The 23491-nt window shown below is 50.3% G+C and carries 19 protein-coding genes; 7 read left to right on the forward strand and 12 right to left on the reverse strand.

Annotated features, from left to right (window positions below):
• Entirely contained in the window at window positions 1-1074 is a 1074-nt protein-coding gene (locus IAI47_RS21335) for a RepB family plasmid replication initiator protein (protein ID WP_008926788.1), read from the forward strand.
• A gap of 1337 nt (window positions 1075-2411) precedes the next feature.
• Here the strand turns inward: IAI47_RS21335 and IAI47_RS21340 are convergent.
• From IAI47_RS21340 to IAI47_RS21355, 4 genes are all read right to left on the reverse strand, one after another.
• Window positions 2412-3599 (reverse strand): diguanylate phosphodiesterase, encoded by a 1188-nt coding sequence (locus IAI47_RS21340; protein ID WP_003850648.1) that lies wholly within the window; start codon window positions 3597-3599, stop codon window positions 2412-2414.
• A gap of 251 nt (window positions 3600-3850) precedes the next feature.
• On the reverse strand, window positions 3851-4057 hold the full coding sequence (locus IAI47_RS21345) for a DUF1471 domain-containing protein (protein ID WP_008926787.1): 207 nt from the start codon (window positions 4055-4057) through the stop codon (window positions 3851-3853).
• A gap of 197 nt (window positions 4058-4254) precedes the next feature.
• Complete coding sequence (locus IAI47_RS21350; RefSeq protein ID WP_003850652.1) at window positions 4255-6039, reverse strand: GGDEF domain-containing phosphodiesterase; 1785 nt, start codon at window positions 6037-6039, stop codon at window positions 4255-4257.
• A gap of 542 nt (window positions 6040-6581) precedes the next feature.
• The gene (locus tag IAI47_RS21355) at window positions 6582-6782 is read right to left on the reverse strand and encodes a DUF3606 domain-containing protein (RefSeq protein WP_003850653.1); all 201 of its coding nucleotides are present in this window, start codon (window positions 6780-6782) and stop codon (window positions 6582-6584) included.
• A gap of 367 nt (window positions 6783-7149) precedes the next feature.
• On the opposite strand from IAI47_RS21355, the gene IAI47_RS21360 reads away from it, so the two are divergent.
• Both IAI47_RS21360 and IAI47_RS21365 read left to right on the forward strand, forming a co-directional pair.
• Window positions 7150-7389: a hypothetical protein gene (locus IAI47_RS21360; protein WP_008926786.1), complete on the forward strand. Its 240-nt coding sequence runs from the start codon at window positions 7150-7152 to the stop codon at window positions 7387-7389.
• 175 nt (window positions 7390-7564) lie between these two features.
• Window positions 7565-8053 carry an Hsp20 family protein gene (locus tag IAI47_RS21365; RefSeq protein WP_008926785.1) on the forward strand — a complete coding sequence of 163 codons (489 nt, stop codon included), beginning with the start codon at window positions 7565-7567 and terminating at the stop codon, window positions 8051-8053.
• A 71-nt stretch (window positions 8054-8124) separates the two neighbouring features.
• On the opposite strand, the gene IAI47_RS21370 is transcribed toward IAI47_RS21365, so the two are convergent.
• The 3 genes from IAI47_RS21370 to IAI47_RS21380 all read right to left on the reverse strand — a co-directional run bounded on the left by IAI47_RS21370 (window position 8125) and on the right by IAI47_RS21380 (window position 10689).
• Window positions 8125-8889 (reverse strand): MerR family transcriptional regulator, encoded by a 765-nt coding sequence (locus tag IAI47_RS21370; protein WP_003850659.1) that lies wholly within the window; start codon window positions 8887-8889, stop codon window positions 8125-8127.
• 198 nt (window positions 8890-9087) lie between these two features.
• On the reverse strand, window positions 9088-9297 hold the full coding sequence (locus tag IAI47_RS21375) for a CsbD family protein (protein WP_003850662.1): 210 nt from the start codon (window positions 9295-9297) through the stop codon (window positions 9088-9090).
• A 174-nt stretch (window positions 9298-9471) separates the two neighbouring features.
• Window positions 9472-10689: a diguanylate phosphodiesterase gene (locus IAI47_RS21380; protein ID WP_008926784.1), complete on the reverse strand. Its 1218-nt coding sequence runs from the start codon at window positions 10687-10689 to the stop codon at window positions 9472-9474.
• A gap of 955 nt (window positions 10690-11644) precedes the next feature.
• On the opposite strand from IAI47_RS21380, the gene IAI47_RS21385 reads away from it, so the two are divergent.
• The gene (locus IAI47_RS21385) at window positions 11645-11878 is read left to right on the forward strand and encodes a hypothetical protein (RefSeq protein WP_008926783.1); all 234 of its coding nucleotides are present in this window, start codon (window positions 11645-11647) and stop codon (window positions 11876-11878) included.
• Window positions 11879-11960: 82 nt separating this feature from the next.
• Here the strand turns inward: IAI47_RS21385 and IAI47_RS21390 are convergent, their stop codons facing one another.
• Window positions 11961-12290, reverse strand: coding sequence for a hypothetical protein (locus IAI47_RS21390; RefSeq protein WP_008926782.1), 330 nt, complete (start codon window positions 12288-12290; stop codon window positions 11961-11963).
• Between the two features lie 625 nt (window positions 12291-12915).
• Between IAI47_RS21390 and IAI47_RS21395 the strand changes: the two genes are divergently transcribed.
• Together IAI47_RS21395 and IAI47_RS21400 are read left to right on the forward strand one after the other, a co-directional pair.
• Complete coding sequence (locus tag IAI47_RS21395) at window positions 12916-14574, forward strand: methyl-accepting chemotaxis protein (RefSeq protein ID WP_008926781.1); 1659 nt, start codon at window positions 12916-12918, stop codon at window positions 14572-14574.
• A gap of 589 nt (window positions 14575-15163) precedes the next feature.
• Entirely contained in the window at window positions 15164-17089 is a 1926-nt protein-coding gene (locus tag IAI47_RS21400) for a methyl-accepting chemotaxis protein (RefSeq protein WP_008926780.1), read from the forward strand.
• 59 nt (window positions 17090-17148) lie between these two features.
• Here the strand turns inward: IAI47_RS21400 and IAI47_RS21405 are convergent, their stop codons facing one another.
• The 3 genes from IAI47_RS21405 to IAI47_RS21415 all read right to left on the reverse strand — a co-directional run bounded on the left by IAI47_RS21405 (window position 17149) and on the right by IAI47_RS21415 (window position 21712).
• Window positions 17149-17949 (reverse strand): MBL fold metallo-hydrolase, encoded by an 801-nt coding sequence (locus tag IAI47_RS21405; protein WP_008926779.1) that lies wholly within the window; start codon window positions 17947-17949, stop codon window positions 17149-17151.
• Between the two features lie 77 nt (window positions 17950-18026).
• Window positions 18027-19142, reverse strand: coding sequence for a metallophosphoesterase (locus IAI47_RS21410; protein WP_008926778.1), 1116 nt, complete (start codon window positions 19140-19142; stop codon window positions 18027-18029).
• A 242-nt stretch (window positions 19143-19384) separates the two neighbouring features.
• Window positions 19385-21712, reverse strand: coding sequence for an FdhF/YdeP family oxidoreductase (locus IAI47_RS21415; protein WP_008926777.1), 2328 nt, complete (start codon window positions 21710-21712; stop codon window positions 19385-19387).
• 341 nt (window positions 21713-22053) lie between these two features.
• On the opposite strand from IAI47_RS21415, the gene IAI47_RS21420 reads away from it, so the two are divergent.
• Window positions 22054-22497 carry a cyclophilin-like fold protein gene (locus tag IAI47_RS21420; RefSeq protein WP_008926776.1) on the forward strand — a complete coding sequence of 148 codons (444 nt, stop codon included), beginning with the start codon at window positions 22054-22056 and terminating at the stop codon, window positions 22495-22497.
• 173 nt (window positions 22498-22670) lie between these two features.
• Here the strand turns inward: IAI47_RS21420 and yajD are convergent, their stop codons facing one another.
• A complete protein-coding gene (yajD, locus tag IAI47_RS21425) occupies window positions 22671-23018 on the reverse strand; it encodes an HNH nuclease YajD (protein ID WP_008926775.1) in 348 nt (115 codons plus the stop codon).
• Window positions 23019-23491 lie beyond the last annotated feature (473 nt).

A 23491-nucleotide genomic window follows, 5' to 3' on the forward strand; every position in this document is an offset into this window, starting at 1 on the left:
ATGCCAAGAAAAGAACCAGATATCCTGAACATAGCCGATGCGTTTAGCGAAACAGACAAACGCACAGGTGAAGTTGTTACTCTTACCCCCAACAGTAACAACACCGTGCAGCCGGTAGCGCTGATGCGGCTCGGCTTATTTGTTCCGACGCTCAAATCTACGGCGCGCAGTCAGAAAAACCAGATGAATGCCATGGATGTGACACAGGATCTTAAGCAGTTATCCCTGGTCAGGTCAGAAGGCTATGACAACATTAAGATTCTGGGTGCCCGGTTGGATATGGATAATGATTTTAAAACCTGGGTCGGGATCATTCGAGCATTCGCCACGCATGAGTGTCTGGGAGATACTGTAACGCTCTCTTTCGTTGAATTCGCAAAACTCTGTGGCATACCTTCGGTACGACTCTCCTCGAAGCTCAGGAGCCGCCTGGACGCATCCTTGACGCGTATCGCATCGAATACTCTGACCTTTACCAGTAAAGGCGGAGAAAACTACACGACGCATCTGGTGCAGTCGGCTAAATACAGCATCAAGAAAGATACGGTAACGCTGCAGGCTGACCCCAAAATCTTTGAGTTGTATCAGTTCGACAGAAAGGTTTTGCTGCAGCTGAAAGCTATCAATGAGCTGGCCCGCAAAGAATCCGCTCAGGCACTCTACACCTTCATTGAAAGCCTTCCTCCTAAGCCTGCCCCGATATCAATGGCGCGTCTGCGTGCCAGACTAAACCTGACGTCACGCGTGATTACCCAGAATGCGACTGTCAGAAAGGCCATGGAGCAGTTAAAAGAGATTGGTTATCTTGATTACACCGAAACACGGCGGGGCTCGTCAGTCTACTTTTGGGTGCATTATCGTCATCCTAAGCTGCGTCCGGCCGAACTGCCACTCAGCAACTCTGACCTGATCGATGATGAGATCGACGATTATGACGATCTTGATCTTGACCCCGGCGTTATTGATGTCAGCCTGCCTGAACCGATGATCGAAGAGGAGAACAGTGAACTGGTCATGGTGTCTCGTGAGGAAAAAGAATTACTCAACAAAATCAGAAAGCAGAAGAAGCTGTGACAGATTCGCTGTGTCGCTCTCGCCATTTTGCAGGGATAGGCTTCTTTAAAACGGTAACCACTGTAGCGAGTACTGCTACTCGCTACAGTGGTTAGTGAACAGTGATTAACAACAGATATCTTGTCTTAATAGCGTCGCTGCCAGCATGCTCACTTGTCATTTACTCTTTTTCTGAACTGAGTCCGGTGATTTTCATGCTCGCTACAGTGGTTACTCACTGTGTATAGGGACCTGTCTGTTAATCTGTTAAAGCCAGATAACCAAACAATGGCCTGTTATTCACTCGTTACAGTGGTTACTACGTCTGCTTCAGGCTGGCGATCGCTGGGTTAGAGAGACCAGATGCGCTACCGGGATAAAATTTGAGTTTTTATGTTACTCGCTACAGTGGTTAGTCCCTCCTGATTTCTGCTTAATCCTCTGATTTTCCTCTCCGACGCGCTCAGGCTTTACTCGCTATAATGGTTATCAGGCTAATTTTTCGTAAAAACGGCCAGTTAATGCTCAGATAACAACGATCAATAATGAAATGTTCTCGCTACAGTGGTTATTAATTGGGAGCAGAATTGTTTAGCTTACTCTCCATAGTGGTTGTTATTGTCAGGGACTTTTATGCCTGGCAATGAATCCCTGATTAAAGTGATTACTCACTATCATTTAATGCCTCTCCAGGTAAGGTTTTTGTTAACAGCTTCAATTAAACCTCTCCCTGAATTGTTACTCGTTACAGCCGTTAATAAAGATACCCACCTTTAGAATTTCGCTGACAAAATGCTTTATCGCATCCTTAAAAGCTCTTCTGTAAGGCCGCAGACTGCGACAATTGATGCAATCAAGAGTCAACTTTCATTATTGTGAAGGGGATTCGTCTTTTACTCTCTACAGTGGTTAGGGCATGACTAACGTGCACGGGTGCTGTTGAGGTGTGTTTAAAGCCAGAGTGGTTGAGTTGCCCTGAATGCTTTTTTCATTTACTCGCTATAGTGGTTTCCGAAAATCTGCATGAGGCCTGTCTACTCGCTACAGTGGTTAGCTGATGGATTTTGATACGAAATAAGGATCTGCTATCGCTGATTTCTCAATGCAGATGTTAAAAGGTGAGCTTTTCTCACTACAGTGGTTGCTCTGAGATCTTAGCGAGAATGAATAGTGAGACCAGAGATTTATCAACAATTGCAGTAAGAAGTGGCCGGGTTTCCCGATATCACAACACGGAGGGCAGTGGGGGAGGGCATGTTCAGAGGGATGAGGTTAAAGCGCTGAATGACTCTTTAAAGGACAGTTATCAAAGCGGCCGCACCCGGGCGCACCGCTTGATACTGTTCAGGCAGCTTGCCCTATATCGCTTCCCGATATTCGGGCCAGGCGACAGACTGGGCTTCGTAGCGGCCTGCAGCAGCGAACAGCGTGCCCTGGAAATTAATCACACCTGCGGCCTCCAGCCACATCCACTCTTCAGCCTGTACGATCCCTGCGGCAATCACATTGATCTCCAGTGCTGAACAGCATTTGATGATCGCCTGCACAACGGCCTGCTTTGGCCCACTGCGATGGACGTCACGAGTGATACCAGCATCTATGCGAATGCGGTCGGGCTGAATATGAGTCAGTAATGACAATCCTGCGGAACCGTCACCAAAATTGTCGATGGACAGACTAATTCCAGCCGCTTTTAGCGTGCGTACTGCCTCAGAGAAATCTTCCAGCTGCGAGATAACTGCGGTTTCACTTACGCCGATAACGACCTGCTCAGGAACCAGCCCCGCCTGATGAATGGCGGTTACAATCTGCTCAACAGCCTGAGGTATCACCACCAGTGTCATCGGTAACAGACTGACGTAAAGCGTCATACCGTCCGGGCAGACCAGCCCTGCATGGGCAAATGTCGCTTTAACGGTTTCCAGATCGTTAGCATAAAGCTGGTCCCCTGTTGCGTCATCAGCATGCGCAGGCCTCAGTGTGGTTGCTTCAATGGCCGTGACCTGACGAGCCAGGGGATCGACCACTGGACGGAAACTGACGCCTTCTGTCTCGGGACGGGAGTCAGGTACATCATTGTGTTCGGAAATAAACTCCCAGTAACCTGGCGGGAGAACTTCGTAGTAATTCTCTTTTTCACGTGACTCTACGAACGTGCGCAGGAATTGCAGTGCCCGATCATCATAGGTCAGGCGATATTTTGACGTCCCTTTATCCAGCACAGCCTGCAGCAGTGATGAGCGATCGTGTTCACGCAGGTCAAAGAGCGCCATACCCGCGTTACCAAAGCGGCGGTAAGGTGCATAATCGCGCATCAGCTCGACTACATTATGGTGTCGCCGATCGGCGCAAATTCGCTGATAGACAGCCTGAATGCCCGCTTCCGGACCTTCAAGCAGTTGAAAAAAATGGGTACCATTAAATAATAAAATGCCGGTCACGTCGTGAGCCGTATTTATTCTGTTGGCGTTGTCGACCATCGCGGGAATGGTTCTGATCGGAAAATCATCAGAAATATGGCTGCGATAAATTATGGTAGTCAGCATGTGCAGCTCAGCTTTATATGAATGTTGGGTACACGCTAACATTGTTCAATAAATGTTTCATCACTACTTATTCAGTGTCGCACAGACTGCACCAGAGCAGATGGCAGTAAGCGTAACGGCAAATTGATGGAGCGATTTCAATAATCGCTGACAGTATTAAAGACACGGATACTGAACAGACAACTGCATGCCTGCTACATAGTAAAAAAGGCCGCCATAATGGCAGCCTCGTCGTATTAACCTGATAAACGTTATTTAATCAGCTCAGCAGAGACGTAGGCACGGTTATCAACGCGTGCGCCGGTGATTTTATAAGATGCACCAGCATCTTTGGCCAGCGACGCGACTTTCGCTTCAGCAGCATCCAATGTCGAAGCAGTAGCGGTAATACTCTCTGCAAAACTACTAAAAGAAATCAGTAGTGCGGTAACAGCAACGAAATTTTTGATTGTTTTCATGGGCAGAATCCTCAGCATTTTCATTCAGGGAGAGGCGTTTTGCCTCGATGTAATGAATCATAGGCAAGATCATGCCGGACTAAAATAGCTAATATTTGCTGAAGTAATTCAATTATTTTGAATAAATGAATGTGAGGGTGTTTGAGAGGACCAGATGTGCGAAACGCGATCTGATATCAGATCGCGTTCAGGCCAGTTTAATGGCACTCGCCACGTAGCTTCCAGTGAAGCCAGTGATCGAGAGCTTCTTCGCGTAGCGGCTTTGAATAGAAATACCCCTGAGCCTGATCGCAACCATATTCAGTCAGGGATGACACCGCGTCCGGACACTCTACCCCTTCAGCCACCACGGTATAATCCAGCTCTTTGAGCATCGCGATAATGCTACGGGCAATGATGCGTGAAGCGGTATCTGAGGACAGTTCACTGATCAGGGAGCGATCCAGCTTAATCACATCCAGCGGCATACGGCGCAGATAACTGATGTTACTGTAGCCGGCGCCAAAATCGTCGAGTGAAATTTTGAATCCTCGTTCCCTTAGCATCTCCAGCCCGCGCAGAGCGGTGGGGCTTTCGAGAATACGTTCGGTCTCCAGACATTCGATGCCCAGCAGAGAAGTCGGAAGTTTAGATTTCAGCATCTTGCTTTCCAGCGCTGAAGCGAATCCCTCACGCGCAAAGTCGCGCACACTAACGTTTATGGTCAAGGGCAACTGGATACAGTTATTACGCAGCCTGCTGAGACGTTCGACCGCTTGATCGATAATCCAGATGGTCAATACAGAGAGTAGATCGGTCTGTTCAGCCAGCGGGATAAATGCAGCGGGTGAGAGCTCTCCCCGGCTGGGATGTTGCCAGCGGATAAGTGCTTCCAGACCCACCGGTTTACCACTTTGCAGACAAATTTTCGGCTGATAGACCATGTAAAGCCCGGTATTTTCACGTAACGCCGTTTTAAGATCGGTCATCAGCATGAAATCTTCTGAACGCTGGGTTTCCGATGCAATATTAAAGCACTGAGAAGGCAGCCCACGGCCAACAGCTTCATTCAATGCACTAACCGCGCGACGTAATATTTCTGATGCTGGCAGATGGCCGGCAACAAATCCCGTTTCACCAGTATGGGGAGTCAGTGCGACCGACAGACCTTCATCCATGTCTGCGCTGATACCCTCCAGACGACCGGCTACCCAGGCAGCACTGAGCCGGCTGTCCGCTCGCGTCAGGATAGCAAACCGGCCCGTTGCCACGGTATAGATCATCTCGCCAACTGCCGGGCGCAGGCGCAGCGGTAATAGGGTAGCCATATCTTTTAGCAGACTTTCGACCGGTGTCATTCCCATGGTCCGGGCCAGTTCGTAAGCGCGTGACATATCAATGCAGTCAATCAGAACCAGACGGCGTGGCGTCGTATCGCCGGCCAGGGCCAGATACTGCAAATCCCGTATCAGGCGTTGACGATTGGGCAGTCCGGTCACCGGATCGGTAAAACCCGCCGAGTGCCAGGCTTCCAGGAATGACATCACCAGTGTGGAGAGCAACGTCAATATCGTCACTTGCTCACTCGCAAATGCCTGTGGCTGGGTGTCGGTAACACAGAGTGTGCCCAGAATCATACCGTCGCGGGTTTTCAGTGGCACACCGGCATAAAAGCGAATAAAGGGCGAGCCCGTAATCAGAGGATGGGTGACAAAACGCGCGTCATGATATGTATCAGGCACAATAACGGCACTGTCACTGTCAACCACGTGGCGGCAGAGTGAATCTGCGCGGGTTGAGCGTTGCAGATCAAAATTGTGTGATGCCTGTACTGTTTGAAATTCATCATCCAGCACCGAGATAAAGCTGCCCGGGATACCCAGGGCCTGACTGGCTAGCCGGACAAACTTCCGCAGAACCTCGTCGCGGCTTTCATCTGGGGCGCGCAGAGCCTGTAAAGCGCGTCCTCGGCGCTCGTTGTCGCCGTCTGGATTGTTAAGCATGTGTGTAGAACCCCCGCACCGGCTGATTACAGTGCGAAAAAAAGAAAACTGTCCGGAACGAAATGTGATTCGGGCGGCAGGAAATAGAGTGTGATTTTTATTTTCAACTTAATGATAAGGGACTATGCACTGGGTGTCTCTTAATATTTTCTTTAACGCATTAAAAGCGTGTTTACGATTTGAAAATTTAATCGAAGAGGCATGAGACTATTTGAGCTTCTTCATTTTATAAATAAAAAAGGTAATTTTGAGAAGGGCTAATGTTTATCTGTCATCATGAGATGAATAAGCATTCAGGATGGTTAATATTATTTAAAAGGCAATTTTACACCGAAGCACAACGTTTACATGCAGAGCAATGGCAACTTGCGGGTCGAAGGACAGGTAACCGCATAAAAACACTAAGCAAAAGCCAGGATGTGATTTTGAACGGCAGATGTGACCTGTCAGCATAACGCTGTCTGATGCAGGTCAACCCACCGCATGGCTGGCGGAAAACCAGCGCTTCAGTCAGGATTTATTAAACTTTTAGCCCTCTGGGATTATGTTGGACGGCGTGGCGGCGGATTTTGCTCAAGCCAGTCCCGGACCTGTTCTGTCTGCGGCCCCCCCTCCCGGATAGCGCGCGTCAGCCTTTCCTGTGTTGTACCTAATTCCTGGGTCCAGTAAGTGATTTGCCACTGTTCGCGAATTTCCACCTGTGACAAATCATCAGGCGAGCGACGCTGGATAGGATTTTTCATTTATTATCCTCCTCTGGTTTCAATGAAGCAGCCTGAACATAATTCTCAAGCTAAGCATCTATCCTGATGAAGAAAGGCGTAATGAGGTAGCGGATTAATCCCTGAATGGACCTTAAGGCAAATAACAGGATAATTCCTGGCGGGAAGAATAAAGCACTCTAACGAAATAGAAAAATCGCCGATGAGTTGAAATATGCCGCTTCGCTTAAAAAATTTATGTCTGAATCTTAAGTCTGAAAATTTGACATTTATTCAAAATAGTCAATTATTCTCTGGTCTTGTCGTCCTCACCGCTTTCAGATCGCTTCGCTCAGTCAATCGCGAAGCGCTGTGCGTTTTCGTTTCATCGTGTTGAAGGAGTCTTTGTTTGGTTAACCGTCCCCCCCAGTCGCCTGTGGTTGTCCAGAGTAACGTGCGTGAACTTCGTCTTGCCGCCGGCCTGTCGCAGCAGAGTGCTGCTGAGCGTTTTGACCTTAGCCTGAGAGTCTGGCAAACCAAAGAAGCTGCAGGCAATCCAACGTTATTAAGTCAGGGCGAATATGAGTTGCTATTATTATTGGCTGGCCGCCATCCCCATTTCGTTCTTTCACCCCAGAGTAAGAAATAGACGCTGTGTTATCGCCCTTAGTGTTATTCCCTGCAATAACCGGCTGTATGATAACAATAAAAAAAGCCAGTTTCTGGCTTGAAAACTGACTGAACAACCCTATTTAGGAAGTTGACTGGAAGTGTGTTACCGGTCAGATGAACTTTTGGATGAACCTGTTCAGGAGATTATCACTATGTCAGTACAACACGTTTCTGTTTTCCCCTCCCTGTCTGATTCAGTTTTTTCAGACCGCTTTAATCGCATCGATAAGTTGTTTAGTCAGCTTACTGGCGACAGTCCGGTAAGCTCTGTTCCTGCTTATGATCTTAAGCATGTTGAGGAAAACCGCTATGCGTTGACCGTTAGCGTACCGGGCTGGAAAGAGCATGAACTGGAGATTGAGTTACGTGGCGATCGGCTTTCAGTCGCGGGGCACAGAGAACAAGCATCTCAGCACGCATCCGATGAGGCCGGCAAAGAGAGTGGCCGCTGGATACATCGCGGCATTTCCCGGCACGATTTCCAGCTGAGCTTTTCTATTCCGGAGCATATAAAAGTGACTGAAGCCAGCCTGGCGGAAGGATTGCTCAATATCGATCTGCTCCAGGAAATACCAGAGAGTGAGAAACCGCGACGTATCCCGATTGCAATCGGCGGTCAGCGTACGCTGGAACATCAATAATATGAAAAGGGCGGAGACGGCAAAGGCTGTTTCCGCCTTTTAAGTGCCGGCTGGTGAAAAGGTGACGGTGCTCAGGCGCTGGCAAAGATAAGATTATTTTGCGACTGCAAATCGATGTTAGTGCCAGTCAGCATGATGGGTTTACCCGCTTCAAGACTGGCATTAAATGCCGCCTTCATTGAGGCACTAATCCCATCACCACACCACATCAGATGATGTTCAAAACGACATTGTGCCACGGCGGGTTGACCAGAAGCGACTGCGGCCACTTCAACCCGAAAACCCTGTCCATTAAGCCGTATCGCCTCCATCCAGATCTCTGTTTCATCTGTAACGCTGACCGCTTCCAGGAACAAGGGAACCGTGCTGCGTCGACGGGCTGCCAGAGACAGGCGCTCCCATTGCGCGACAACCGCGGCATGAAAGCGTTGCAGACGCATATCCGCTCCATCACTCAGGTCAGCGCGCAGCCAGAGGTTAAGGGGTCGCAGGTAGCAATTAACGTAATCGTCACCACAGTAGTCGGTGTTCATCATTTGAAGTTCGCGATCGATATCAGCATCTGGATTATTGGCCAGCAACTGCAAAATATCCTCTTCGCGACAAGCCCACCCGCCTGACAGTGCCACGTTGGGCCAGTTAATTGCCGTATGGATATCGAACAACGTATGACCTCCTGACGTCATTTCACGCACACATAGCGCACGCGTGAGCTGATTATCTGAGTAGCCAGCAGGACCCGGTGGCGTGATTAGCCCGGCACGGCGCCAGCGACGCAGAGTTTCAGGAAGAACACCGACAAGGCCACATACGGTGTCGGTAGTGTGGTGAGGCATAGGTAATATCCGGACGATTTTGAGGTCCCATGTTCAGGGACGAGAGTCGCAGTATGCGCTTCATCGGCAAATAAAGAAATAATCATTTCCATAATCACTGCCCGCATCAGGCGCAGTTGACACTAAGTCGGGTGAATAAGGATTGAGGGAAATCAAAGCAGGTGCCGGGCGCTGTAACGCCCGGCGATTCAGAACGCATTACCAGTGATACTTATTGGAGTCTTCCCAATCTTTCACTTCTTTTTCAGCACGATCTTTTTCGTAGCCATAGCGTTCCTGAATTTTACCGACCAGTTGATCACGCTTCCCTTCGACAACGGTCATATCATCATCCGTAAGATCACCCCATTTTTCCTTAACCTTACCTTTGAACTGCTTCCAGTTACCGCTGATGCGATCTTCGTTCATGGTGATTCTCCCAATTTCGGTTGTTATCCAGGGACGTGATGAATATCTGTTTTGCCTGTTGGCTGCCAGATGAATAAAGCATGGCACAGCTTTTGCACTTTGCAGCGAGGAGGTGTGAGGCGGGTCAAACTCTGAGTAAAAGAGGAGAGATAAAAGGAACGCTCTCCTCTTTAGTCAGTCCGGGCGGCGCGATGGCCAGCTTACTGCAGGCAGCGCATTCAGGGCCGGGCGGGCAAACAGAAACCCCTGGTAATAGCGAACGCCAGCACCTTCCAGCCAGAGCCACTCTTCAATTTTTTCTACTCCTTCCGCGATGACCGTGATCTCCAGCGCCTGGCAGCATTTAAGAATGGCCAATACTATCGCCTGGCGAGGGCCGCTACGGTGAATATCGGTGATGAGTTTGCGATCAATTTTAACTTTGTCGGGCTGAAAATCGGCTAACAGTGACAGGCCTGCGAAACCGGCGCCAAAATCGTCCAGCGCCAGACTGATTCCGGCAGCTTTAAGTTGCTGTACGGCAGACTGAAACTCGTCAAAGCGCGAAATGATCTCATCTTCCGTCACCTCAATCACGACCTGCTCAGGTCGCAATCCTTGCTGAATGATTTGCTGGATAAGATGGTCTACCGCATGATCGATCACGACCAGCGACATGGGCAGGAGATTGACGGAGAGCGTCAGCTCCCGCAATCCCAGGTGTCTGGCCAACTTGAAAGCGTAGGCTTTAGAGTGCAGATCGGCCTGGTATCGCTCGTTCTCCTGCAATTGTGAAAAATAGTCGGCGGGTGGGGCGCCATGTGGGCCGCGTATCAGGGCTTCACAGGAAACAATCTGACGATTTGTTGCATCGACAATTGGCTGGAGCGCAAATTCACAGCGCTGCCCGGAAGTCTGTTGCCCGGCGGGCTGAACGTCTTGTTTAAGAGGTAAAGTCAGCGTCCATAGACTGGCGGGATCGATCTGAATAAACGTCGCTTTATCACGTCCTTCGACGAAAGAACGCAGGAACTTTACTACCCGGTCTTGTTTGATGCGCTCATCACTCAGAGTCACTCGCTTAAGCAGGGCATCCACCACGGTATGTTGCGGATAGTCACGTAAATCAAACAGGGCCATACCAGCATTTCCAAAGCGACGTGCGGGCGCATAATCTCGCATCAGCTCAATCAGATTAAAGTGTCGATCATCCTGACAGATACGCTGGAAGACAGTCTGGACATTATCGACTTTTCCTTCCAGCACCTGAAAAAAGTACTGCCCATCATAGAGCAGGATTCCAGTGACCTCAGCCTCGGCATTTTTAATACTGGCGCGTTCCACCAGCGCCAGTAATCTCTCTGGCGAGACAGAAGCCACAAGCTGGCTGCGATATATAAGGGTGGAGAGCATAAGCAAACTCATATGGCCAAACATTACTGATTAACCATATCACAGAAAAATTGATGGCTAAGGGCACAACTGTAGCCATTATGACCTTTTGCTTACAGCATTAATCGGGCTATCAATTTATGGCGTGGTCAGGATTGTGAGGATTGACGTATTGCATCGCTCAGGAGCGGGAAGGTGATAAAGGAATGAGTAAAATAAAAAGCCCCCGCAAAAGCGGGGGCGAATATCGGATATAGCGCATTATTATAACGTTACGACATCCCTGGTGAGGCGCCGGTCAAAACAATAGTGACTGATTATTACGCGTTTTTTGTTCTCCTTACCATGGTGATTTGGCGAGCTTTTTTAGCAGATAAGAGTTGTTCTTTAGATATTTCATAAAAAATACCTTTAAATTCAAACAACTGTTTTTAAGTGTTGATAATTTAAGCCCGGCTGATGAATCATCAGGTTACAAATACACCATTTTTCCAGACAGCGCATTAACGTAGTCACCACATTTTCGCTAAATACACGCATATTACCCGTCAGCATAAACTCGCGAATGTCGTCACCTGTGTTATCTGAAAAAGTGCCCCCTGTAAAAGGGGGCAAGGGTAGGAGTCAAATCACTCTGTAAAAGAAGTGGATTTCATTACAGAGCCATTTAAAGATAGGGCAAAACCATCTTTTATGCCGCTGTGTTTAACAGTTTTTTTATTTAGATATCAAATAATTAAAATGCTACTTATGGTACTTGCTTTTTTTATCAATGACTTAATCTGATGTGAAAACGATTTCTAAGATTAGGATTAAAGTCCCCTCAAACCTGCCGCTTCTGCTAAAAGTGGCCGGAACAGTGATGTCTCACAGTGTCTGAATCAGGCTTTTCACGAAGACTTGACCGCATCAAAAACAAATTGTACTGTTTGTATATACAGTTATTTTAGGCCTGAGCCAGAGCGGGGTAAATGTGATGTCACAGGATGATGAGGTCTGGACAGCATTCAGGGAGGCGATGAGGCAGGATGATGTCGGTCAGTGCACAGTAAGCACCCGGGATTTTGTCGCTGAGCTTGAACAGCGAAATGCCTCTTACACATTTCGCGCCGCGAACACCTGGATTGAAATGCATATAACCACTTTCAGCGATATTTCGATTGAGGATGGTGATTGTCGGCTGTTTCAGGTGCCCGCGGCGCGCACTTAAAACGTGCCGCAGAATCGTTATACACAACAGACAAGAGAGCGTTTAAGCCTGCCCGCGTTAACGCTTGCAGGCTGAATAAACATCAGAGCCTTGACGTGTTGTGGCGCAAATCTGACCGATCCTGAAACTTAGGATTGGCGGAATAACTTTTGTCGCACGCCATGCGAGCCAGATTCAAAGCAACTTTGCGTTTTTTAAGCTTTAACTTCGGTAGCCACTCTTTGAACTGGGCTGTCAGTGACGCAGCCTGCTGCTCGTTGGCGACACGGCAGATAAACAGCTTGCTTTTAGTCTGACGGCTGACGTCAATGGCGTAGATTTCAACGCCAGCGCTGCAAAAGTCATATTCAACATCCGTAAACTGCATGTGTGGCCAAAGACCCGTTCTGGTTTCAAATGTGGCTAAATCCATGATTACTACCTTTTTTATTTTAAGCGATATTGCTATCCGACAGACTAAAGCCTGGTCGGGCCAGTGAGCATAGACCAGAATCAGCATTCCGCCAGTCATTTCACTGATTTAATCTGGGCCTGCCACGAATGGCTAAAATCCTATGCCTTCTCCTTTAAGCCTCTGGACAGTCAATAACACATACATCAGTGCCACTGATGATAAACAGAGGTTGTGATTTTGGCTCTCAGTCTTCGCTTAGTAATCCCTTTCCTATTTTTACTGGGTCTGTAGCAAGATTTCTCTGGGGTTGCCCTCCTTCTGACAGATGATTATTGTCAGTCAGGCTGTTGAATTAGCTCGCTAATCATTAGGATCAAATGAATGGCTGATATGTAACAAAGATGACCTTACTGCATGTAAAAAAACACCATTCTGAAAAAGAGGAAATTATGTAAATACGACTAAATGTAAAACTTTATGTCCTGATGGTAAGCATCATTTTGATAGATAGTGCATTCTCTGAGATTCGCCAGAACAATTAAAAAAATATATTTACCCCAATTAATTAAAGCACTGCTGACCAGAGCCGATAAGAACGATCCAGCTTTCGATATATTCAAATTACTCTTTTTTAAGGGCTCGTATGACTATTACACAGCGTCTCGTACTGATTTTTTCACTGCTGGCAATGTCACTGATTGCGCTGGTTATTATCTCATTGTCTGTGATCTCGGGTTTTCAGTCGCGATTTGAATATGTCCAGGTCAACGCGATACCCAGCATTCGTGATCTCAATAAATCAATCAGCGTGACCAATCAGCTAGGTATTGCGCTTTATCGCCATCATAGCACCAGTGATGCGACGAAATTCTCCGCGGCAGAAGAGCGCATTGAGAGTTTGCTTTCGCAGATTAAGTCACTCAATGATTATTATATGGCGAACGACATCTCGAGCGATGAAGATAAAGCGATGACTGAGCAGGCCGATAAAAATCTGGATGCAGTCCGTAACGCATTGCCGGCCTTTATTGCTGCATCACGCGCCCACAATGATGCGGTCACACTGCCGTTATTACAGAGTGAGAATGGGATTGGTGCTGCAGCGCGTAAGATGGAGGCAGATTTCACCCGTCAGATTCAGCTGAACATCGATATTGGCGAACAGCTTAGAACTGAGAATAAGCGTGTTTATAACAAGACGCTGTGGATGATGTCTGGCGGGTCCTTGCTGCTTATTCTGATACTGGCCGCTTTTTCCACGAAGGTGATTCTGGGCATCAAAAAGAGCCTCTCAGGCATGGTGAATACCATGACCCAGGTCAGTCATACGCTTGACCTGACCCACACCGCTGAAGTCCGCAGTAAGGATGAGATCGGTAAAACGGCAATGGCATTTAACCAGCTGCTGGCACGCGTTTCTGGCACGCTTCTGTCGGTCAGTCATGCCGCACAATCGGTCAGTACCGGGTCAACGCAGATTGCCGCAGGCAATGAGGATCTCTCTGCGCGCACGGAAGAACAGGCTGCTTCACTGGAGCAGACGTCTGCCAGTATGGCCACACTGAGTGAAACGGTGCGTCAGAACTCAGAAGGTGCGCATCAGGCCAGCAGCCTGGTGAATAATGCCAATAACATGTCAATCCAGAATGGGTCAGCGGTGAAGCAGATGCTCAGCACTATGGATGAAATCCGCGGCAGCTCTGCCAAAATCTCTGAAATCACCGGCCTGATTGAAGGCATTGCGTTCCAGACCAATATTCTGGCACTGAATGCGGCCGTTGAAGCCGCACGTGCCGGTGAGCATGGCCGCGGCTTCGCCGTTGTCGCCTCAGAAGTGCGTAATCTGGCGCAGCGCTCCTCTTCTGCTGCCCGGGAAATCAAAGATCTTATTTCAACGTCGGTTTCGCAGGTTGAGCACGGTTTAGCGCAGGCCAGCGGCGTTGGTGCAAACAGTGAAAATGTCCGCCAGGCGATTCAGCAGGTGGCCGATCTGGTCAATGAGATTGCCGCAGCAACCTCTGAGCAGAGCAAAGGCATTGAGCAGGTTCATCAGGCAATTGGCCAGATGGATGAAGTGACGCAGCAGAACGCCTCGCTGGTGGAGGAGGCATCATCTGCTTCTAAGTCGCTGCAGGAGCAGGCAGAGACACTGGCAGGGTTGGTGGCGACCTTTACGCTGGAGAGCAATCACCGTGTCGCTCAGCCGCAGCAGGCCGCAGCTCTGCGTCGTCCGGTATTGCAGGCAAAGCAGCCTGAGCGGCAGGCCATCGACATGACGAAGGCGAACTGGGAAAGTTTTTAACAGTTTACCAATAGCATAATGGCCTCCACACTGTGGGGGCTTTTTTTTAGCATTAATCAATAAAATAACTTCTTTTAAATAAAATGAAATCGATTTCATTACTAAAACAGAAGTAACTCTTTAGAGTTATATGATTAGGTTTGTTTTTTTCGTGGTTTTTATATTCGGCTAATAGCGTAATGATAATTAATCAGATAGGGTGCGGATATTTGTTATCGGCGATTTCCGAGTCGACTTTAATTTCTTTATTTTCAAAACAATAATGCTGAAGACACGCTAACGGCTTAATGTGTCCGCCGAAGGGTTTGTTTTTTATCTTTATGATAAATATGGTTATTTTTAAGTTTGAGTTAGGTTAATCTTGCAGTAAATATCGTCATTTTATTCACTGAAAAATAACGGAACGCAATCTATACTCCTTTCTGTTGTTATATGTGTTTCTGAATTTCATACAAAACTCATCTCTTCATACCAATACTGTGCTGCATGAAGCACGTCTGGATATGTAAAAGAAGAAGTAAAAATAAAATTACAAACCTTATTTTGTCCAGGGCTCACCTGCACGCCTCATACATCAGAGCGGAAAAGAATGAAAAAAATACTCGACCGAATTAATCTGCCAGCGAAATTCCTGTTACTGGGATCTTTTGCGCTGGTCCTGTTTATATTACCTACATTTTTGTTTATTCAGACAGGCAATCAGCTTATCGATACAAAAAAAGTTGAGCTCACCGGTATTCCGGTTGAGAAAAAAGTCCTTCAGTTACTGAACCTGCTACAGCGTCATCGGGCTGAAAGCGCAATCGCAATCGGTCAGAACAAACCGGATAATCCGCCGCGTATGGCGTTGGTGACCCAGATTAACAGTTTGTCTGAGAGCATTGCTGACGATTTGCGTCAAAGCGATGAGCAGGCACAGCCATTAAAGCGACTTGAGAAGGTTAATCAGGAATGGCGTCAGCTGCAAGAGGAGCTCAATGGTGGCCGACTGACGCTGGCGAGCAGCCTGGTGCAGCACACTCATCTGATTCAGGTGCTGCTGGACACTAATCAGGATGTGCTGGATTTCTATCAGCTGTCGCTGGATGCTGACTTAAATACCTATCAACTGATTGTTAGCATTTTTGGCCGACTGCCGCTGCTGACTGAAACGCTGGGTCAGATTCGCGGAAATGGTGCTTCATTGATTGCCAGCGGTAAAGCCTCTGATGCTGATCGCAGCCGGCTGGCATTTCAGATTGATAATGGCAAAACGGTACTGTCGCAGTTCAGCAGTAATATGGATAAGGTGTTTATGATTGAACCTGATCTAAAGGCGACTTTTGGTGACCTTGCGCAGAATGCAAAACAACAGGCCCTGAGTGCATTACAGCTGGCTGAAGGTGCCATCATAACCGGACAGGTCAGTATTACGCCGGTTGAATATGTGAGGGTCTTAACCGAGGCGATTAACCGCTACGCCATGCTGGGCAATCAGAGTAGTGGTCGACTGCAGGAGCTACTGCAATCTCAAATTGATGAACGTCGTCAGGCGCAATACCTGCTGCTGGCAGGCCTGCTCACCGTCGCGCTGCTGGCTATTCTGCTGGCTGTCATGATCACCCGTTCAGTCACCCGTCCGGTCAAAGAAGCGGTCGAAGTTGCCAGCCGTGTTGCGGCCGGCGATCTGACGGCAGCGCTGACTGTTTCCGGCAGCAATGAAATGGCTGAACTATTGAATGCGCTGATGCGGATGCAGCAGCGTCTTGCCCAGCTGGTTTCGGATATCAAAGGTAACGCAGCCACTATCGCCAATTCCTCTGAAGAGATTGCTCGTGGCAATGGCGACCTTTCATCACGCACCGAACAGCAGGCTGCATCTCTGGCTGAAACAGCGGCCAGTATGGAACAACTGGCATCAATCATTCAGCAGAATGCGGATAACACCCGCTTTGCCTCTGATCGCGCAGAATCAGCCACTCAGGCGGCACTGTTAAGCGGTGCGGCGATGGATTCCGTGATGCAGACGATGCAGAAAATCCGGGGCAGTTCTGGACAGATTGAAGAGATCACCTCCGTCATTGACAGCATCGCTTTCCAGACCAATATCCTGGCACTGAATGCGGCCGTTGAAGCGGCACGTGCGGGTGAGCAGGGCAAAGGCTTTGCGGTTGTCGCGTCGGAAGTGCGTGCGCTGGCACAACGTTCAGCCAGTGCAGCGAAAGAAATCAAGAGCCTGATCGAGCAGTCGGTGACGCATGCGCATGAAGGGATCGCGATGGCGCAGAATGCGGGTGACAAGGTGAAGCAGAGCGTCAGCGCGATTGAACAGACCTCTCAGCTGATGCGCGATATTTCTGCTTCATCTGAAGAGCAGAGCAGCGGTATTTCGCAGGTTAATATTGCGGTGAACCAGATGGATCAGGTGACGCAGCAGAACGCCGTGCTGGTCGAAGAGTCTGCCTCCTCTGCAGAGGAGCTGGCTTCGCGCGCAGGTCAGTTGCGTACGATGGTCGCGGTATTCCAGACCGCATAAGTGAGTTAAAACAGCCGCCACCTGTGGGCGGCTGTTCTCTTCTCCGTGTTTATCGTCCGCTACGCCTGATGTTCCTGCAGACAGGCCAGATACTTCTCTCCTGACCGCATCACTTTCTCTTTTGCCTGATGATGAATATCCTGACCTTCGAACGCGCCATAAAGCTGTCCGAACGTCACGCCGGAAAGCCGATGCATGATGTCACTCACGGTGGCGGCTGACAGTGGCAGCATATTCGGGTAGCTCCACAAAAACGACACGCCATGCGCACCCGGCGTGACCTGAATAATATCACCCGCCAGCATCACGCCTTCGCCTTCATCCCAGTGCAGCACGCAGCCGCCGGGAAAATGACCGCCCAGCCGTAACAGCGTCACACCGGGCATCAGCGTCAGCGACTCACCCTGCCAGAGCTGGATATGCGGACTCAGCCGCACAATCCATTGCCTGTCGCGGGCATGCAGATGAATAGGCGCGTTAAAGACCTCAGCCCACTCCTGCATGGTGGTGTAGTAATGCGGATGTGAAATCGCGATAGCATCAATGCCACCCAGCGCGGCAATAAGCGTATAAGTTGCATCATCCAGGTTGGCAATACAGTCCCATAGCACGTTGCCATGCGGCGTACGCAGCAGAAAAGCGCGCTGGTTGATGGCAAACTCAGGCACAGTTTTAAGGCTTAATAGCGCATCGCTATGGGCCGTCCACTTATTGGCGTGGCTGCCGCGCAGTTCATCAAATGCGATCCAGCGCTGACCCGCAGCCGGAACATACTGGCGTTCATCCTCACAGATTTTACAGTGCTCATCAGGGGCAGCAGAGGGATAAGCGGTTCCACAGGCGGTACATAACATCGTCATAGTGATCTCCTTTGTTTCACTCAAGCTTATGCACACCTGCGAAAACCGCACTTTCGTGAGGCTATTTCGTCACGCGATTAGGGCTGGCGGCGCAGGGTAATCCGGGTCAGTTCGGAGGGACGACCCAGCCTGACCGCCATGCCTGGCCAGAGCGCCGTGCCGTTATTCACATAGAGCTGCATTCCGTCGACCTGATAAAGCCCGGACACAAAACCGCCATTGGGTTTAGCAAACAGCCGGTCCAGCCCGATAATCAGTCCGCCATGCGTATGGCCGGAGAGCTGCACATCTACCCCCTGCGCCGCGTTCTGGCGGGCATTTCGTGGCTGATGATCCAGCAGAATCACCGGCGCGCTTTCAGGTGCCTGTTCAAGTGCGCGGGCCAGATCCGGACCGGTCGCGTTCCTGCCTGGCGCGGAGGCGTCCGGCAGGCCAGCAATCACCAGCTTTGCGGCTCCGCGCTCAATAACGGTATGGTTGTTGAGCAGAGGCTGTAGCCCCAGTGAGGCCAGATGCGCCGTCCAGATTGCCTGATGGAAGAAATATTCGTGATTGCCGGTGATGGCCCATACGCCGTCGCGCGCGGCCAGCTTCTGCAGCGGCGCGACGTCATGCCGACGATGCTCCAGGCTGCCATCGATCACATCGCCTGTCACCACAATCAGATCGGCTTTAAGAGACATCGCTCTTTCAACCATCCTGGCGGTCCAGGCGGCATTAAATAACCGGGTGATGTGAAGATCGGTCAGCTGAAGCAGCTGATAGCCATCGAACTCTGGAGGCAGGTTGGGTAGCACCAGCGTCACCTCTTTGACCGGGGGCACCCGTATCGCCTGCTGAACACCAAAGGCAGCCAGCGCCATTGCCAGCACGACGGCCAGATAGCGAATACCGGGAACCAGCTCCAGCGGATGCCGTAACAGCAGGGCAATCAGCATGACCGCATCCATCAGCATCTGCAGCAGCGCCAGCAAAAGTACGGTGCTGTATGCCCAGTTAAACAGGATGATGATGATGCGGGGCATTTCGGCGGAAAAAATTCCGCCTGAGGTAAAGCGGCTTACCAGCAGATACTGTGAAGCCAGCAGCACCAGTGTGGAGAGCAGGATCTTGATGGCCAGAGGCATAGATAATGGAATAATGACGCGCGCAATAACATACCAGCTGGGTAAGCTGAAAATCAGGTGAAACATGGCATTTTTCCGGTAGGGCGCTGAATATCCGCGCAGGCAAAAAAGAGACAAGGGTTTATAGAGCCGTTTTCAGCACTGTAGTGTATACGATGCTGCCGTCAGGGTTACTTCACGCCAGGTGCTTTAACGGGGATAAAGCAGAGAGAAAGGATGAGCAAAAACATCTCTGCAGGGCGGAAAAACAAAAAAGCGTGACCGGTGCACCGGCCACGCTGACAACATTCATATTCTGACATGTCCGATTAGCGTAGAACGCCTGAGGTCGTCTGCGTCTCGTCGGTGACGCGCGTCATGGAGATAGGAATGCTTTTATAAGCGGGGATACCGCTTTTGGTATCGTGGCTGTCGAGCGGAACCATCACATTCGCTTCCGGATAGTAAGCGCCAACCGAACCTGAGGCCATATCGATAATCACGATAGTCAGGTTTTTCATCTGGCGAGAAGTGGGATTGCCATCCGGGTCCAGCGCCATCAGATCGACCCGGTCACCTACCCGCAGCCCTCGTTTCTCTGCCTCTTCGGCATTGATAAACAGCACATCGCGTCGGCCTGTCACGCCCCGATAGCGGTCATTCAGGCCGTACAGCGTGGTGTTGTACTGGTCGTGACTGCGCAGGGTGGTGAGCACCAGATCATGACACTTCAGCGAGCGGGGATCTTCATTGATGCCCTGCATCACCTTAAACTGAGCACGGCCAGATGGCGTCAGCCAGACGCGTTCTGACGCAGCGTTATGAAGCCGGAATCCACCCGGATGCTTAATCCGTTCATTGAAGTTTTCAAACGCCGGGAACACCGCTTCAATGGCATCACGGATGCGGCTGTAATCGGCAGCCATGGCTGACCAGTCAACCACGCTCTCTGGCAGAGTTGCCTTAGCAAGGGAGGCCACCAGCGCTGGTTCAGATTTGAGATGAGGCGAAGCCGGTTCCAGCGAGCCGCGTGAGGCATGCACCATCGACATTGAATCTTCAACAGTCACGCTTTGAACACCGGTAGCCTGAACATCGCTTTCAGTACGGCCCAGTACTGGTAGCAGATAGTTGTGCTTACCGAGTAACAGGTGTGAGCGGTTGAGTTTGGTGGCCATATGCACCACCAGATCCAGTTTGCGCATCGCCGGGAACGTGACCTGTGGGTCGGAAATCGCCTCTGCCAGATTGCCGCCCAGACAGAGCAGCGCTTTAGCTTTGCCGTCGCGCATCGCCTTAATCGCCTCAACTGCGCCGTGACCATGCTTCTGCGGCGGGTGGAACCCAAACACCTTCTCTATGCCATCCAGCAGCGACTGCGGCGGGATCTCCGTGATGCCCACCGTGCGATCGCCCTGCACATTGGAGTGACCGCGTAACGGACAAATACCTGCGCCAGGCTTACCGATGTTGCCGCGCATCAGCAACAGGTTGGCAATTTGCTGCACGTTCTGGGTGCCATACTGGTGCTGGGTAATCCCCATGCCGTAACAGATGATGGTGCGTTCAGCACTGGCGTAGAGCCGGGCGATATGCTGGATCTCTTCGCGCGCCATGCCAGAGACTTTCAGAATATGCTCCCAGTCGGTACTCTCCAGGTCGGCTTTCAGGGCGTCAAAACCTTCGGTGTGTTCAGTGATAAAGGCTTCATCAATGACGCCGGGTTCGCCTTTGCTCAGCGCCTCCTCGTGCATAGTGAGCAGGATCTTCATCACCCCTTTCAGCATTGCCGCGTCGCCACCCACCCGCACTTTGTAGTAGGTCGAAGCCAGCTCAGTGGAGCTCATTGACAGCATCTCAATCGGGCTCTGCGGTGAAGTAAAACGCTCCAGCCCGCGTTCACGCAGCGGGTTAATCGCCACGATAGTCGCGCCGCGCTTAGAGACCTCACGCAGCGTGCCCAGCATACGCGGATGGTTGGTACCTGGGTTGTGGCCGATACAAAGCACCAGGTCGCAGTGATCAAAATCTTCCAGTTCTACCGTGCCTTTGCCGACACCAATTGATTCCGGCAGCCCGACGCTGGTCGGTTCGTGACACATGTTTGAGCAATCGGGGAAGTTATTAGTGCCATATTCGCGGGCGAAGAGCTGCCACAGGAACGCCGCTTCATTCGAGGCGCGACCCGAGGTATAAAACTCCACGCTGTCCGGATCGTCATAGCTGCGCAGATGCTCACCAATTTCACGGAATGCCGTATCCCATTCAATAGGCTGATAGGTGTCGGTAGCGGCATCGTACTTCATCGGATGGGTCAGCCGTCCTTCGCCCTCCAGATGGAGTGCGCTGCGCTCCCACAGTTCAGTCACGGTATGAGCCGCAAAGAACTCTGGCGTGGTGCGCTTGCTGGTCGCTTCCCACGAGACGGCTTTTGCGCCGTTTTCGCAGAACTCAAAGGAGGAAGCATGTTGCGGGTCGGGCCAGGCGCAGCCCGGACAGTCGAAGCCCTGCGGCTGGTTGACTTTAAACAGGGCGATCACATCCTGCTTTACTGACATCTGGCCGCGGATCGCATCCGCAACTGCCTTAAGTGCGCCCCAGCCACCGGCAGCCCCCCCATAAGGGGCGATGCCATTTGTGCGATTTTGCTCTTTCATAATGCTCCACAGTGTCTCTATTGTTATCCGATAAGCCTGGTACAGAAACAGTGGCAACAACGTGGAAACTGGCTGTAATTCAGGGAAATTATTTCTCAAAATGTTTCGACAGCCCGAAACGTAAGCCGCACATCAGATGAAGCGCAGCGCATCCGGGCTGTTGCAGAATAAGCAGCGCACGAGTTCCGCCGACAGGATGATGAGGCAGGGAAAGGGGGGAAGTATAAATCTTTACCATCAGGCAACGGCGGGTAAGTGAGCCCGTTTATTATGGCTGGACGGCGATCGCAGTAACGCACGCCATGTCTGAACAGATGCACCATAATCCGGAGAGCAACCTTATGAAAAGAGCCTTACTTTTGCTGGTTTTACTTTCCATTTATAGTCTGATGCCCGTTAAAGCCAGTGGCGCGGATCGGGCTGGAGAGCTGCTTCCCATGAAGATTATTATGACGATCAACCATCAGTCGTATGAGATTGCTCTGGCGGATAACCCCACCGCGAAAGCATTTTTACAGCAACTTCCGCTAACCATGACGATGGAGGAGCTGAACGGCAACGAGAAGTTTGCAGACCTGCCTGCTGCCCTTAAAAACGATCCGCATAAACCCGGCACGATCCAGCAGGGCGATGTGATGCTGTATGGCAATAAGACGCTGGTGCTTTTTTACGAGACATTCCAGACCTCCTATAGTTACACGCCGATAGGAAAGATGCTGTCGACAGGTAGTCTCAAAAAGAGTGTCGGTGAGGGGGGGATTGACGTACGGTTCACCCGGCCATGACGGATATCAAAATCTGCAATAACCGGCTGGTAAAGGATTTATATCGCGCGGAGTCTGGTTAGGGTGGCATCTGGCATGAAGTTCTACGCTGCGTTGTGGCTAAGGCCAGACGTTGTGATCCTCTTCGGGAAGCGAGACTGTCGGGCCGAACGGCCAGCCTGACAGTTAAGCCATTACTTCTTCTTATTGAGCATCGACTTCAGGTCAGCAAAGGGATTGTAGGTAGCCTCACCGACATCTTTTTGTGCATCCTCGCCAGCCACTACGCGGGTGCCATACTGGTCAGCCTCGGTGTACTTTGAGTGCTCGTGGTCATGACAATACAGACACAGCAATTCCCAGTTACTGCCATCTTCCGGATTGTTGGTGTGGTCGTGATCGATATGGTGAACCGTCAGCTCGCGCAGGTTTGAATAGACAAACTCGCGTGAGCAGCGTCCACACACCCATGGATAGATTTTAAGTGCTTTCTCACGATAGCCGCCTTCCAGCCGCGTATAGTTTTTGGGGATCAGAGCCATTGCCGGGAATACCTGTTATTCAGAGTAAATGTCACGAGAGTGCAGCTAATATATCCCACAACGGAACCGAAGGAGAAATCATCGTGTTCCGCGGGAAGGGAAGCGATACAATCCGGTATGACTATGCCACCTGCCTAACGAGGCCTGTTTTTAATCTTTATGCGCTTAAGCTCCACCGCCAGCCTGATAATCATCCCTTTGCATGCGTCTTGCTTTCCTCTCATTCAGCGTCTTACCCGCCGCAGTTCATCATCTCCAGTCCGGGATAAAAGCGACGGTTTTATACGGCTGCTCAGATCAGCTCAGAGAATCACCATCCTGCCAGCGCTAACCTGGCTTGTCAGCAGCTAAGGGGCAAAATATCGCTGCATTCAGCCTGGTGTAAGAAAAGGTAATGTCAGGATGTTTATCCGAAAGGTACAACCTATAATCAACGCAGTTTGTTGGCCCGCAGGAATGCAGGTCTTGCCCCC

This window comes from Pantoea sp. MT58, assembly GCF_014495885.1.
GTDB classification, from domain to species: Bacteria; Pseudomonadota; Gammaproteobacteria; order Enterobacterales; family Enterobacteriaceae; genus Pantoea; species Pantoea eucalypti.